The organism is Pseudomonas sp. MD330_10 (assembly GCF_042610415.1).
GTDB lineage: Bacteria > Pseudomonadota > Gammaproteobacteria > Pseudomonadales > Pseudomonadaceae > Aquipseudomonas > Aquipseudomonas rhodesiae.
In genome coordinates this window covers 13,061-26,901 of the sequence record NZ_JBHGZU010000018.1, presented here as the reverse complement: position 1 = coordinate 26,901, position 13,841 = coordinate 13,061, and the positions used below count along the sequence as shown (strand labels likewise).

General features: G+C 61.4%; 14 protein-coding genes. 5 read left to right on the top strand and 9 right to left on the bottom strand.

Annotated features, from left to right (window positions below; genetic code table 11):
* Window positions 1-13: 13 nt before the first annotated feature.
* Window positions 14-394, top strand: a complete 381-nt coding sequence (locus tag ACFZPT_RS22000) for a lysozyme inhibitor LprI family protein (protein ID WP_034115089.1) — start codon at window positions 14-16, stop codon at window positions 392-394.
* A 21-nt stretch (window positions 395-415) separates the two neighbouring features.
* Here the strand turns inward: ACFZPT_RS22000 and ACFZPT_RS21995 are convergent, their stop codons facing one another.
* The 4 genes from ACFZPT_RS21995 to ACFZPT_RS21980 all read right to left on the bottom strand — a co-directional run bounded on the left by ACFZPT_RS21995 (window position 416) and on the right by ACFZPT_RS21980 (window position 4,387).
* Window positions 416-1,861, bottom strand: coding sequence for a SulP family inorganic anion transporter (locus ACFZPT_RS21995; RefSeq protein WP_034115076.1), 1,446 nt, complete (start codon window positions 1,859-1,861; stop codon window positions 416-418).
* A 128-nt stretch (window positions 1,862-1,989) separates the two neighbouring features.
* Complete coding sequence (locus ACFZPT_RS21990) at window positions 1,990-2,886, bottom strand: LysR family transcriptional regulator (protein WP_034100570.1); 897 nt, start codon at window positions 2,884-2,886, stop codon at window positions 1,990-1,992.
* A gap of 30 nt (window positions 2,887-2,916) precedes the next feature.
* Window positions 2,917-3,507 (bottom strand): NAD(P)H-dependent oxidoreductase, encoded by a 591-nt coding sequence (locus tag ACFZPT_RS21985; RefSeq protein WP_034100571.1) that lies wholly within the window; start codon window positions 3,505-3,507, stop codon window positions 2,917-2,919.
* 115 nt (window positions 3,508-3,622) lie between these two features.
* Complete coding sequence (locus ACFZPT_RS21980) at window positions 3,623-4,387, bottom strand: sulfite exporter TauE/SafE family protein (RefSeq protein ID WP_034100572.1); 765 nt, start codon at window positions 4,385-4,387, stop codon at window positions 3,623-3,625.
* Between the two features lie 152 nt (window positions 4,388-4,539).
* Between ACFZPT_RS21980 and ACFZPT_RS21975 the strand changes: the two genes are divergently transcribed.
* Window positions 4,540-5,460, top strand: coding sequence for a LysR family transcriptional regulator (locus ACFZPT_RS21975; RefSeq protein ID WP_052229599.1), 921 nt, complete (start codon window positions 4,540-4,542; stop codon window positions 5,458-5,460).
* Window positions 5,461-5,498: 38 nt separating this feature from the next.
* On the opposite strand, the gene kynU is transcribed toward ACFZPT_RS21975, so the two are convergent.
* Window positions 5,499-6,749 (bottom strand): kynureninase, encoded by a 1,251-nt coding sequence (gene kynU, locus ACFZPT_RS21970; protein WP_034115077.1) that lies wholly within the window; start codon window positions 6,747-6,749, stop codon window positions 5,499-5,501.
* A gap of 144 nt (window positions 6,750-6,893) precedes the next feature.
* Here kynU and ACFZPT_RS21965 point away from each other — a divergent pair, with 144 nt between their 5' ends.
* Both ACFZPT_RS21965 and ACFZPT_RS21960 read left to right on the top strand, forming a co-directional pair.
* Entirely contained in the window at window positions 6,894-7,367 is a 474-nt protein-coding gene (locus ACFZPT_RS21965; RefSeq protein ID WP_034100577.1) for an Lrp/AsnC family transcriptional regulator, read from the top strand.
* Window positions 7,368-7,589: 222 nt separating this feature from the next.
* Window positions 7,590-8,993, top strand: coding sequence for an amino acid permease (locus ACFZPT_RS21960; protein WP_034100579.1), 1,404 nt, complete (start codon window positions 7,590-7,592; stop codon window positions 8,991-8,993).
* Window positions 8,994-9,032: 39 nt separating this feature from the next.
* Here the strand turns inward: ACFZPT_RS21960 and kynA are convergent, their stop codons facing one another.
* Window positions 9,033-9,890 carry a tryptophan 2,3-dioxygenase gene (gene kynA / locus ACFZPT_RS21955; protein WP_034115078.1) on the bottom strand — a complete coding sequence of 286 codons (858 nt, stop codon included), beginning with the start codon at window positions 9,888-9,890 and terminating at the stop codon, window positions 9,033-9,035.
* Window positions 9,887-10,537, bottom strand: coding sequence for an arylformamidase (kynB, locus tag ACFZPT_RS21950; protein WP_034115079.1), 651 nt, complete (start codon window positions 10,535-10,537; stop codon window positions 9,887-9,889). The genes kynA and kynB overlap by 4 nt, the downstream gene beginning before the upstream one ends.
* 356 nt (window positions 10,538-10,893) lie before the next feature.
* On the opposite strand from kynB, the gene ACFZPT_RS21945 reads away from it, so the two are divergent.
* On the top strand, window positions 10,894-11,238 hold the full coding sequence (locus tag ACFZPT_RS21945) for a cupin domain-containing protein (protein WP_003230905.1): 345 nt from the start codon (window positions 10,894-10,896) through the stop codon (window positions 11,236-11,238).
* An 85-nt stretch (window positions 11,239-11,323) separates the two neighbouring features.
* Here the strand turns inward: ACFZPT_RS21945 and mmsB are convergent, their stop codons facing one another.
* Together mmsB and ACFZPT_RS21935 are read right to left on the bottom strand one after the other, a co-directional pair.
* Complete coding sequence (gene mmsB / locus ACFZPT_RS21940; protein ID WP_034100586.1) at window positions 11,324-12,211, bottom strand: 3-hydroxyisobutyrate dehydrogenase; 888 nt, start codon at window positions 12,209-12,211, stop codon at window positions 11,324-11,326.
* A 15-nt stretch (window positions 12,212-12,226) separates the two neighbouring features.
* Window positions 12,227-13,744, bottom strand: a complete 1,518-nt coding sequence (locus tag ACFZPT_RS21935) for a CoA-acylating methylmalonate-semialdehyde dehydrogenase (RefSeq protein WP_034100588.1) — start codon at window positions 13,742-13,744, stop codon at window positions 12,227-12,229.
* Window positions 13,745-13,841: the final 97 nt, after the last annotated feature.

The following is a 13,841-nucleotide window of genomic DNA, read 5'->3' as shown; positions in this document are numbered from 1 at the left end:
AGGAAAATCGATGATGATTCGTAGCTCTTTCGCCACCGGCGCCGTGCTTCTGGCTTTGTGCGGCCACGCATCGGCTGCCGATAACGCGGCGCTGGAAAAATGCATGGACAGCGCCACCACCACGTTCGACATGGTCACCTGCAACACCAAAGCTGCCAAGGTTCAGGACGAGCGCCTGAACCGCGCCTACAAAACCGCCCTCGCCGCTCAGGAAGGCCCGCGTAAACAGCAACTGCAGGACGTGCAGCGCCTGTGGATAAAGTATCGCGACGCTAATTGCGCCTTCGCCGGTTCGGCAACCGGTGGTTCCATCGATCGGGTCAACGGCTCCGGCTGCGTGCTGGACATGACCCAGACCCGCGCCCAGGAACTCGAAGACCTGGTCGGGCCATAACCCCTCGATCAGAGTCGAAGGTCAGTCATGATGCACCCGCGCGCGCTTGAGCAGTTTCTTGCAGCGCTCGGACAAATGCAGCACCCGCAGGTGCTTGCCGGCCTTGCTGTAGCGCTCGCGCAAGGTCATCAACGCGGCAATCGCGGAATAATCGACGAAGCTCAGGTGGCGACAATCCAGCGTCACTTGGGCCGGGTCGTTGGCCGGGTCGAATTGGTTCAGAAACGGCGTGGTCGAGGCGAAGAACAAGGTGCCGTGCAGGCGATAGAGCTTGCTGCCGTCGGCTTCCAGGTGTTCATCGGCATACAACTCGCGGGCCTGTTGCCAGGCGAAATTCAGCGCCGCAATCACGATCCCGCACAGTACGGCGGTGGCCAGGTCGGTGAACACGGTGATCACCGTCACCGCGATAATCACCAGTACATCGTTGAGCGGCACTTTATTGATTACCCGCAGCGACGCCCAGGCGAAGGTCTGCTGCGACACCACGAACATCACCCCCACCAGCGCCGCCAACGGGATCCGCTCGATCAGCGGTGACAGAAACAGAATGAACAACAGAATCATCACCCCGGCAAACACCCCGGAAAAACGCCCGCGCCCGCCGGAGCTGAGGTTGATCACGGTTTGCCCGATCATCGCGCAACCGCCCATGCCGCCGAACAGACCCGAGACCATATTCGCCGCGCCCAGGGCCACGCTTTCGCGGTCGGGGTAGCCACGGGTTTCGGTGATTTCGTCGGTGAGGTTGAGGGTCAGCAGGGTTTCCAGCAGACCGACCATGGCCATCAGGAACGCGTAGGGCGCGATGATGCCCAGGGTTTCCAGGGTCCAGGGAACCTGCGGCAGCGCAAAGCTCGGCAAGCCGCCGGCGATGTGGGCCATGTCGCCCAGGGTGCGCGTCGGCAAACCCAGCAGGTACACCGCCAGGCCCACGCCGAGGATCGCCACCAGCGCAGGTGGAACTGCGCGGGTGATGCGCGGCAACATATAGACAATCGCCATGGTCACCAGCACCAGGCCGGTCATCACATACAACGGCGTACCGCTGAGCCAGGCTTCACCGTTCTTGAAGTGTTCCAACTGCGCCAAGGCAATGATGATCGCCAGGCCGTTGACGAACCCCAGCATCACCGGGTGCGGCACCATGCGCACCAGTTTGCCCAGGCGCAACAGGCCGAAGGCAACCATGATCAGCCCGCCCAGCAGCACGGTGGCGAGCAAATATTCCACGCCGTGCTGCACCACCAGCGCGACGATCACCACGGCCATCGAACCGGCCGCCCCCGACACCATCCCCGGCCGCCCGCCGAACAGCGCCGTGAGGGTGCAGATGATAAAAGCGCCGTACAGGCCCATCAGCGGGTTGAGGTGAGCGACCAGAGCGAAGGCGATGCACTCGGGCAGCAACGCAAAGGACGTGGTGAGGCCGGCCAGGGTATCGGCGCGCAGACGGGTGAGGTTCATGAAGTACCAAGGTATTGCGGGGAATAAGGCCGGGAATGGTACGGAATTGAGCGGGGTGGGGCTAGTCTTGAAGGCCGAGTGGGGCTCATCGGGGGCAAGCCCCCTCCCACATCACTGTGGGAGTCGAATCAGCAGGCATACCGCGCCAGCTTGGCCTGGATAAAGTCCAGGAAGCACTGGATGCGCAACGCCAACTGGGAGTTGCGATAGAACACCGCGTGGATCGGTTGGCGGTAGCCGCTGTAGAACGTTTCCAGCAGCGGCACCAGGCGCCCGGCGTCGATATCGTCGAAGGTCATGAAGTTCGACAGGCACGCAATGCCCTGCCCCTCCAATGCCAGGTGACGCAGGGTCTCGCCACTGGAGGCGGCGATGCTCGGCTGAATCAACCAGCGGTCGCCTGCCGCGTGGCGCAACGGCCAGTGGTTGAGGGTTTCGGTCTGGGTGAAGCCCAGCAAGGTGTGGCTCGCCAGTTCAGCGACCGTGCGCGGGGTGCCGTGGCGTTCCAAATAGTCGGGGCTGGCGAGGATATGCAACGGCGTGCAGCCCAAGGAACGCGCATGCAGGCTCGAATCGGCCAATGCACCGATGCGAATCGCAATGTCGGTGCTCTGTTCCAGCAGGTCGATGATCAGGTCATCGCTGTTGAGCTCCAGCTGGATCTGCGGGTACAGGCGGCGGAATTCGGCGATGTACGGAATGATCCCGTGCAGCATGAACGGCACCGCCGCGTTGATGCGCAAGCGCCCGGCCGGAGTTTGCTGGCGCGAGGACAAGCGTTCTTCCAGCTCATCCATCTGCGCCAGGATCACCTTGGCCTGCTCGAAGAAGTATTTGCCCTCTTCGGTCAGGTCCATGCGTCGCGTGGTGCGGTTGATCAGCGTGGTGTCGAGCTTGGCTTCCAGGCGCGACAAGGTACGGCTGACCGCCGACGGCGTCTGCCCGGCCTGCTCCGCCGCCGCGGAAATCGAACCGCACTCGATCACGCTGACAAAGATCTGTAGTTCATCGGACCGGGCTTTCACGGGCGCTCCTCTCTCATCTTGAGGGGCAGCTTACACCGAGAGGTTGAACACCTGCGCCAGATGCTGCTCATAGCGCGCCACATCCGCCTCGATGGCTGGACGTTTCATCACGTCCACGCAGAGGAAAGTCGGCAGGCCGGTCATGCCGAGGAACTGATTGGCCTTGTGGAATGGGAAGTACACCGCGTCCACGCCCTTGGCTTCGAAAAAATCGCTGGGGTCGTCGAAGGCTTGCTGCGGTGCGTTCCAGGTCAGCGACAACATGTACTGCTTGCCCTGGATCAGGCCGCCGCTGCCGTATTTCTGCGACGCATCGGAACGGGTGCGACCATCGCTGGCATACAGGCTGCCGTGGCCTTCGGTGAAGACTTCGTCGATGTACTTCTTGACGATCCATGGCGCGCCCATCCACCAACCGGGCATCTGATAGATGATCACGTCGGCCCATAGGAACTTGGCGACCTCTTCGGCCACGTCATAGCCGGCGTCGATATGGGTGACCTTGACGTCGATACCGGCACGGTCCAGCACCGCCGCTGCGGTGTCATGCAGGGTGGCGTTGTAGCGGCCATCGGAGTGGGCGAATTGTTTACCGCCGTTGAGCAATAGGACTTTTTTCATGGGAGATTCCAGAAGGTTGAAAGGTCTGGACGCAGACTATCCATCTGGCTCCCCTTGAATAAGCCACAAACCGGCAAAATACATTTGACCTAAAGGCACGAATACGCGGCCATTGTTAACCGCTGATCAGCAGATGCCCGCCCAAAAAAGCCATACCAACAAAAAATACCCGTTTGAACACCACGGCACTGATGCGCTGGCGTACCCACTGACCCAGCCACATGCCCAACAACGCCGGCACCAGCGCCAGCAGCGAGGCATTCAGTTCGGCGCCGCCCAGCCCGCCGCGCCAGGCCAGCCCGGCAGCCAAAGCCAGGGTAGACACGCTGAACGACAGCCCCAACGCCTGCACCAGTTGATCGCGCTGTAACCCCAGCGCCTGCAGATACGGCACGGCGGGGATCACAAACACTCCGGTGGCGGCGGTAACGATGCCGGTGAGCAATCCGCATAACGGGCCCAGCCAGCGTTCCGTCGCCGAGCCGACGTTGAATGTGGGCAAGAACAACCCGCTCAATGCATACATCAGCAACGCTGCGCCCAAGGCGTGCACCATCCAGCCGCCGCCGTCCATGCCCAGCCACGCAGTACCGAGCCCGGTGCCGAGAAAAATCAGCAGCAGCATCGGCCACAAGCGCTTGAACAGAGCACTCAGATGGCCGCCGAACGCCAATTGCCAGAGGTTGGTAACGGTTGAAGGAATGATCAGCAACGCCGCAGCCTGCGCCGGTAACATAGCCAGGCCGAGCAGGCCCATGGCCACGGTGGGCAAGCCCAGGCCGATCACCCCTTTGACGGTGCCCGCCAGCATAAAGGTGCCGATCACCAGCAAAGACAAGGCCAGGCCGATATTTTGGTAAAACGTAAGGAAAGTCGTCATTGGTCAATAGTGACGTTTTCCGATGGGCTCGAAAATTCGCCATATACTGAGTCAGCCTCTTGTTTAGCTTGAGGCTTAGCGCCCCTCGAAACTCCAATGTGGGAGGGGGCTTGCCCCCGATTAGGCCCGCTGAGCCACCCGAGAAACCAGTCATGCACTTTGACCTGATCGACCTGCGTCTCTACTTACACACCCTGGACGCCGGCAATATCACCGCTGGCGCATCCCGCAGCCATTTATCCCTGGCCGCCGCCAGCGCGCGCATCCGGGCAATGGAAGCGTCGCTGGGCATCGAGCTGCTGCAACGCGGTCGCCGCGGCGTCAGCCCGACGCCCGCCGGCAAAGCCCTGGCTCGCCACGCGCGGCTGTTATTGCAACAGGCCGATCACTTGCGACAGGACCTGGCCGCCTACGCCAACGGCGTCAAGGGCCAGGTGCGCTTGCTCTGCAATACCACCGCACTGAGTGAATACCTGCCTGAACTGCTGGCGGATGTACTGCGCGAACATCCCAACCTGGATATCGATGTGCAGGAGCTGCCCAGCCTGCGCATCACCCAGGCGTTACGCCAGGGCACTGCCGATTTGGGGATTATCTCCGACGCCGTCGACACCCACGGCTTGCAGACCCTGCCCTTTCGCGACGACCCACTGGTGCTGATCATGCCGACGGAGCATACGTTGGCGTCAGGCCCGGTCAGTTTTGTCGACAGCCTGCAACACGATTTCGTCGGCCTGGCCGCCCACAGTGCGCTGGCGGTGTACCTGGAAGAACAGGCGCTGCACGCCGGCTTCCGCCTGCACGCGCGCATCCGCGCCGAGAGCTTTGACGGGGTGATGCGCATGGTCGCCCGCGGCGCCGGCCTGGGGATCGTGCCCCAGGCCGCGTTGGACCGCTGGCCGGGGGAGCATCACTTTAAAGCCCAGCCCCTGCGCGAGGACTGGGCCTGTCGGCGACTGCTGTTATGCGCGCGCTCGTTCGAACAACTGCCGGGTTACGCCAAGGCCTTGTTCGATGCGCTGGCCAGATCCCCTGTGGGAGGGGGCTTGCCCCCGAAGACGGTACGTCAGTGACAGATGGGCTAACCGACCTATCGGCCCCCCGTCACATTTCAGGTGACACTGTGGCGGACCTTGAATTGCGGCTGGTCCCAGGTGCGGTTATCGAGAATCTCACCGAGGATTTCCACGGCATCGAAGACTTCGGTGAAGGTTGTGTACAACGGGGTAAACCCAAAACGCATGATGCGCGGTTCGCGGTAATCGCCGATCACGCCACGGGCGATCAGGGCCTGGATCACCGCGTAGCCTTCAGGATGCTCGAAGCTCACATGGCTGCCACGCCGGGCGTGTTCACGCGGGGTAATCAGCACGAGGTGATGGGCCGCGCAGCGAGCCTCCACCAAGTCGATAAACAGATCGGTCAACGCCAGGGATTTGCGGCGCAGGCTGGCCATGTCGGTCTGTTCAAAAATCTCCAGACCGCATTCCACCATCGCCAGCGACGTGATCGGCTGGGTGCCGCACAGGTAACGAGCGATGCCGGCGCTCGGCGCATAGCTGGACTCCATAGCGAACTGCCGCGTATGCCCGAACCAGCCCGACAACGGCTGGCGCACCAGGTCCACCAGCGCCGGGTTGACCCACACGAACGCCTGGGAACCGGGGCCACCGTTGAGGTATTTGTAGGTGCAGCCAATCGCGTAATCGGCGCCGGCCCGATGCAGGTCCACCGGCACCGCGCCCGCCGAGTGCGCCAGGTCCCAGATCGTCAGCGCACCGCACTCGTGGCTCAGGGTGGTCACGCCCTGCATGTCGTATAGGTAGCCGGTCTTGTAGTTGACGTGGGTGAGCATTACCACGGCCACGTCGGCGTCGATGGCCTGGGTCAGCTCGTCGGGGCTGTTCACCAAGCGCAGCGAATAACCCTGTTGCAGCAACTCGGCCAGGCCTTCGGCGATGTACAGGTCGGTGGGAAAGTTGCCGGCCTCGCTGACGATCACCTTGCGCGCCGGCGCCCGCTGGCGCTGCACACTCAACGCGGCACTGAGCACTTTGAACAGGTTGATCGAGGTGGTATCGGTGATCGCCACTTCGCCATCGCGTGCGCCGATCAGCGGGGCCAACCGGTCGCCCAGGCGCAGGGACAGGTCCGCCCAGCCCGCGCTGTTCCAACTGCGGATCAAACCGTCGCCCCACTCCTGGGCAATCACCTGTTGCGCCCGTGCCAGCGATGCCACGGGGCGGGCGCCCAGGGAGTTGCCATCCAGATAGATCATGCCGTGGGGCAGAGCGAACTGCTCACGCAAAGGCGCCAATGGGTCCTGGGCATCAAGGGTTTGGCAATGGCTTCGAAGGGGCATGGGCGATCCTGGTTTTTATAAGAGAAGATGAGCCAAATTATTAACGAAGCTTTAGAGAATTTTCGTGCAAAGTGGTGGGCAACAAGCTAATTAAGCTGTAGGAAATTCGAATTAAACCTCTAAATACGCGGAATTATTCTAAGCATGATTCTCGACCCCACCGACTTGCGCCTCCTGCATTTCCTGCAACAGGATGGCCGTATCAGCAACCAGGAACTGGCGGAAAAAGTCGCCCTGTCGCCCTCAGCCTGCCTGCGCCGCTTACGCCTGCTGGAGAGCGAAGGCGTGATCAGCGGCTACCGGGCGGTGCTGAATGCCGAGCAACTGGGGATCGAATTGGAGGCCATCGTTCACCTGTCTTTGCGCCAGGACGTGGAGGATTGGCACGAGACGTTCATCAAGAAAGTGCAAGGCTGGCCGGAAGTGGCCAGCGCCTATGTGATCACCGGCGCCAGCAACTATGTGCTGCGGGTACAGGCGCGCAACCTCAAGCATTTTTCGGACTTTATCGTGAACCACCTGAACCGCACGGCAGGGGTGACGGATATTCGCTCGGAGATCGTGCTGCAGAAAATCAAGGATAGGGATGAGGTGTTGGATCTGGTCGTGCGTAAATAGTCAGCCACGCCCCCATTCAAATGTGAGAGGGAGTTGACCCGGCAAGCACGGCGACCTCAACAATGGTGGAATCCGCCCAACAATGGCTGTTGGATCAGGCACTTGATGGCGTTCAGCTGTATTACGAACAGTTCACGCAGAGTAATATCTGACCCCAGCACTTCTGAGGGGCTGATGCGGCCTGCACTCCCCCTTAAGAAAAACAAGTAGAAGGGAACGTTAATGGCGGATGACATGGTTAACCCGGTAGGCCTCAAGCGTGGCTTGAAGAACCGGCATATTCAGCTGATCGCTTTGGGCGGCGCCATCGGTACGGGGTTGTTCCTCGGCTCGGCCGGGGTGCTCAAGTCTGCCGGGCCGTCGATGATCCTCGGCTACGCGATCGCCGGTTTCATCGCCTTCCTGATCATGCGCCAGCTCGGCGAAATGATCGTCGAAGAGCCGGTGGCCGGCTCTTTCAGCCACTTCGCGCACAAATACTGGGGCGGTTACGCGGGCTTCCTGGCGGGCTGGAACTACTGGGTGCTGTATGTGCTGGTGGGCATGGCCGAACTGACGGCGGTGGGCAAATACATCCAGTTCTGGTGGCCGGAGATTCCGACCTGGGTCAGTGCGTTGGTGTTCTTCGTCGCGGTGAACTTGATCAATACGCTGAACGTGAAGTTCTTCGGTGAGGCCGAGTTCTGGTTCGCGATCATCAAGGTGGTGGCGATTGTCGGCATGATCGTGCTCGGCTGCTACTTGCTGTTCAGCGGCAGCGGCGGCCCCCAGGCCTCCATCGACAATCTGTGGAGCCACGGCGGGTTCTTCCCCAATGGCGGCATGGGGCTGTTGATGTCCATGGCGTTCATCATGTTCTCCTTCGGTGGCCTGGAGCTGGTGGGCATCACCGCCGCCGAGGCCAGCGAACCGCGCAAGGTGATCCCCAAGGCGATCAATCAGGTGGTGTACCGCATCCTGATTTTCTACGTGGGTGCGCTGACCGTGCTGCTGTCGTTGTATCCATGGGACCAATTGCTGCAAACCCTCGGCGCGTCGGGCGACGCCTACAGCGGCAGCCCGTTCGTGCAGATCTTCTCGCTGATCGGTAACGACACCGCTGCGCACATCCTCAACTTCGTGGTCCTGACCGCGGCGCTGTCGGTGTACAACAGCGGCGTGTACTGCAACAGCCGCATGTTGTTCGGCCTGGCCGAGCAAGGCGATGCGCCCAAAGCGCTGATGAAGCTCAACAAGCAAGGCGTGCCGCTGCGAGCCCTGGCGATCTCGGCGCTGGTGACGATGCTGTGCGTGGTGGTCAACTACGTCGCGCCGCAGAGCGCGCTGGAGTTGCTGTTCGCCCTGGTGGTTGCCTCGTTGATGATCAACTGGGCGCTGATCAGCATCACCCATATCAAGTTCCGCAAGGCCATGGGCCAACAAGGCGTGGAGCCGTCGTTCAAGACCTTCTGGTTCCCGTTCAGCAACTACCTGTGCCTGGCGTTCATGCTGATGATCGTCAGCGTGATGCTGGCCATTCCGGGGATTCGCGAGTCGGTGTTTGCGATGCCGGTGTGGGTGGGGGTGATCTATGTGGCCTACCGGTTGCGAATGAGTAAGGCGAAAGCGGTCGCCGCTGCGCAGTGATAGCCATATGGGAGGGGGGTTGCCCCCTCCCATATTTGTTTACAGCGTGGAACGCACTCGCCACAGCTCGGGGAACAACACCGTGTCGAGCATCTTGCGCAGGTAACCCACGCCTTCGGTTCCCCCGGTGCCCGGTTGGAAGCCGATGATGCGCTCCACCGTGGTCACATGGCGGAAGCGCCACTGGCGGAACGAGTCCTCCAGGTCGATAAACTTTTCGGCCAACTGGTACAGGTCCCAGTAACGGCTCGGATCGCGATACACCTCGCGCCATGCCGCCTCCACCGAGTCATCGTGTACGGTCGCGGCCGTTGGGTCGCGTTCGGCGCGTTGCGGGTCAATCGCCAAACCGGCCTTGACCATCAAATTGATCGCCTCGTCATACAGCGACGGCGTGGCAATCGCCACTTGCAGTTGCTGCAACAATTCCGGTCGATGGGCATGGGGTCGCAACAACGCTGGGCTCTTGTTGCCGAGAATAAATTCGATCTCACGGTACTGAAACGACTGGAACCCCGACGACTGCCCCAGGAACGGGCGAATGGCCTTGTATTCCGAAGGTGTCATGGTCGCCAGCACGGCCCAGGCATGCACCAGTTGGTCGAAGATTCGCGACACCCGCGCCAGCATCTTGAACGCCGGCGGCAACTCGCCCAGGCGCACGTGTTCGCGGGCGGCCTTGAGTTCATGGAGCATCAGCTTCATCCACAGCTCGGAGGTCTGGTGCTGGATGATAAACAGCATTTCGTTGTGGTCCGGCGACAGCGGGTGCTGGGCGCTGAGCACGTTGCCCAGGTCCAGGTAGTCGCCGTAGCTCATGGACTCGGAAAAATTCAGCTCGGCGTTATGCCATTCTTCCGGAGCTTGGTAGTCGGCAGAAAAGGGACATTGGCTCATCGCGTGGGCTCCTTGAGCGGGCGCAGGATTGCGCGGACCGGGCTGGCGTCGAGGTGGGCAAAGCGCAGCGGCAAGGCGATCAGCTCGTAGTCGCCCTCCGGCACGTCGTCGAGCACGATGCCTTCGAGAATCGCCATGCCATGCCGGGCCACGGCGTTGTGAGAGTCCATGGTCTTGGACTGTTGCGGGTCCAGGGACGGGGTGTCGATACCGATCAGCCGCACCCCCAGGCTGGCAAGCCGCTCGATGGTTTGCGCGGCGATGGCGGTGAAATTCTCATCCCACTCGGTCAGCGGCGCTTGTGGATAAGTACGCAGCAATACGCGCTCGGGCAAGTTATCCACACGACCGTCGAGCTGATGAGGCTGCACCAGCGCGCCACTGTCCAGGCAATGCAGCACTCGGCAAGGGCCCATGTACACATCCAGCGACACCTCGCCAATCGGCGCGCCGTCGGCGCTGTAGTGCAGCGGTGCATCCACATGGGCGCCGGTATGCGGCGACAAGGTCACGCGCCCGACATTCACCGGACACTCCGGGCCGAACTGCCATACGCGTTCTTCCTGAAACGGCGTATCGCCCGGCCAGGTGGGCGTGGCCGCGCTCAAGGGCGGGCTGATGTCCCACCACGTTTTTATTGGGTTCATGCTCAAGGCTCTCGGTCGTTACTGGGGTGAATGATACGAGGGCCTGCTGTGAATTTTCTTGCAAAATCTGGCGTAAGAAGGGAGTTCTTTCGCACTTACTGCGAGAAACAGGCGTATTCACGCTCGAATATGTCGCCTAATGTGGGAGGGGGCTTGCCCCCGACTCAGCGAGCCAGTTGATCCAGGTGCCCGTTGTGACGCCGCCAACGGGGGCAAGCCCCTCCCACACTGACCTCGCCGTGCCAATAACACCCTATTCATCTGCGCTTCTGGACATCCCGATGTCGAGTTCAGACCACTGAGGGTGCTGGCGACGCTATAGGGTTCGACTCTCGTTTCCTTGCCTCGGAGTCATCATGTCCAAGCCCATTACCGTACTGCGCGACACCCATCCCTTGCCGGTCCTGGATGCCTGCAAATGGGAGAAGCTCGAAGGCGACCCGCACACCGTCAACCTTAACGCCTACACCAGCGAAGACGGCAGCAAGATCATGGGCACTTGGATCTGCACCCCAGGCAAGTGGTACGTGGAATACGTGAAGTGGGAGTACTGCCACTTCCAGGAAGGCTACTGCGTGATCACGCCTGAGGGGATGGAGCCGATTCACTTGCGGGCTGGGGATATCTTTGTGGTGGAGCCAGGAATGAAGGGAACGTGGGAAGTGGTCGAGACGGTGCGTAAGTATTTTGTGTTCGCCTGAGTAATCACCCGCTTATGGGGGGATTGGGCAGGTTGGTGGTGAGCGGGCTGGTCCTGCTCACCACGCAGTTTCCTTTGCGTAGGATCTACTTAGGCTTGCGATAGCTGTTAACAATCGCCGAGAAGTCCTTGCCGCCCTCCCCGCGCTGGCTCATGGATTGATACAACTGTTGGGCCACAGCGCCCAGAATCACCGGTTGCTTGGCCTGGCGGGCAGCTTCGGTGGCCAAACCCAAGTCCTTGAGCATCAGGTCCGCGCCGAAACCGCCGGTATAGCCGCGAGACGCCGGGGCAGTTTCGATCACGCCTGGCCACGGGTTGTAAGTGTCGGAACTCCAGCAGCGCCCGGTGGAGCTGTTGATAATGCCCGCAAGCACCTGGGTGTCGATCCCCAGCGCATCGCCTAAAGCCATGGCTTCGCTGACGCCCACCATGCTGATGCCCAGCAACAGGTTGTTGCAGATCTTGGCGATCTGACCAGTACCTACTTCACCGCAATGCACGATGTTGCGGCCCATTTGCCCCAGCACCGGTTGCAGGGTAGCGAACAGTTCCGGGGTGGCACCGACCATAAAGGTCAGCGTACCCGCCTGGGCGCCGCCGGTGCCGCCGGAGACGGGCGCGTCGGCCATCGCCACGCCGTGTTTGGCTGCCGCTGCGGCCACGTCGCGAGCAGTCTGCGGGTCGATGGTGCTGCAATCCACCGCCGGCACGCCGCTACCGATACCGGCGAGTACGCCATCGTCATTCAGCCACACGCTGCGCACATGGGCGGCGGCGGGCAGCATGGTAATCACCAGCTCCGCGCCCTGGGCCGCATGGCGTGGCGAGTCGCTAATGGTACCGCCCAGTTCGGCGAGTTCCTTGAGCACGGTCTGGTTGAGGTCGAACAGGTTCAGCGCGTGGCCGGCCTTGATCAAGTTGCGGGCCATGGGCGCGCCCATGTTGCCCAAACCGATAAATGCAATCTTCATGAGGGTCTCCCGGAATCAGCGCAGGTTGATGGTGGTGTTGACGCCATCGTTGACCGTGTCGTCGTCGAACCAGCGGCTCGTGACGGTTTTAGTCTGGGTGTAGAACTGCACCACTTGCTTACCGTAGGGGCCGAGGTCACCGAGCTTGGAACCACGGGAACCGGTGAAGCTGAAGAACGGCACCGGCACTGGGATCGGGATGTTGATACCCACCTGGCCCACGTCGATTTCGCTCTGGAATTTACGCGCCGCCGCCCCACTCTGGGTAAACAGGCCGGTGCCATTGCCGAATGGGTTGGCGTTGACCAGGGCGATGGCCTCATCAAGGGTGTCGACTTCGATCACCACCAGCACCGGGCCGAAGATTTCTTCGGTGTAGATGCGCATGTCCGTGGTCACGCCCGAGAACAGGGTCGGGCCGACAAAGTTGCCCTGCTCGAAACCCGGTACCTGGATGTCGCGACCGTCCAATTCGAGCTTGGCGCCTTGCTGTACACCGCTTTCGATCAATTCCAGGATGCGTGCCTTGGCGCGCTTGGAAATCACCGGGCCGACATCGGTGCCGGCTTCGCTGCCGGCGTTGACCTTGAGCTTCTGTGCCAGCGCCTTCAGGTCCGGCAGCCATTGCTTGGACGCCCCCACCAGCACCACCACGGAGGTGGCCATGCAGCGCTGGCCTGCCGCACCGAAACCGGCGCCGACCAAGGCATTGAGGGTGTGTTCGCGGTTGGCATCCGGCAGCACGACGGCGTGGTTCTTGGCGCCCATCATCGATTGCACGCGCTTGCCGTGCTTGCCGGCCAGGTCATACACATGGGTGCCGACGGCGGTGGAGCCGACGAAGGACACCGCCTTGATGTCCTTATGGGTGCACAGTGCATCTACCACGTCCTTGCCGCCATGCACCACGTTGAGCACACCGGCCGGTACGCCGGCTTCCAGCGCCAGCTCCACCAGCAGCATGGTCGATAGTGGGTCCTGTTCGGACGGTTTGAGGACGAAGGTGTTACCGCAGGCGATGGCCATCGGGAACATCCATAGCGGAATCATCGCCGGGAAGTTGAACGGGGTAATGCCCGCACACACGCCGATGGGCTGGCGCAGGGTGTAGGTATCGACGCCACCGGCGACGTTCTCGGCGAACTCGCCCATTTGCAGGGTACCGATGGAACAGGCGTGCTCCACCACTTCCAAGCCACGGAAAATATCGCCCTCGGCATCGGCAATAGTCTTACCCTGCTCGGCGCTGAGGACGACGGCGATGCGTTTGGAATGTTCGCGAATCAACGCCTGCAGTTTGAGCATGATGCGCATGCGCGCGCCGATCGGCGTCAGCTTCCAGGTCTGGAAGGCGCGATGGGCGGCATCGATGGCGGCGTTGACTTCATCGGCGGTGGCAAACGGGACTTTGGCCAGCACTTGCTGAGTGGCGGGGTTGACGATGTCTTGCCATTGGGTGGTCTTGGACTCGACCCACTCACCGTTGATCAGCAACTTGACCGGTTGTACGGAAATTTCGGCAGATGCGTTCATGTGGTCTCCAATTCTTATTTATATGCAGAGAACCAAGGCGTTGAACCGCCTTGAAGAATGAGGCGTTCGGACTGTTTTTGGAGTATAGATGTGCAAA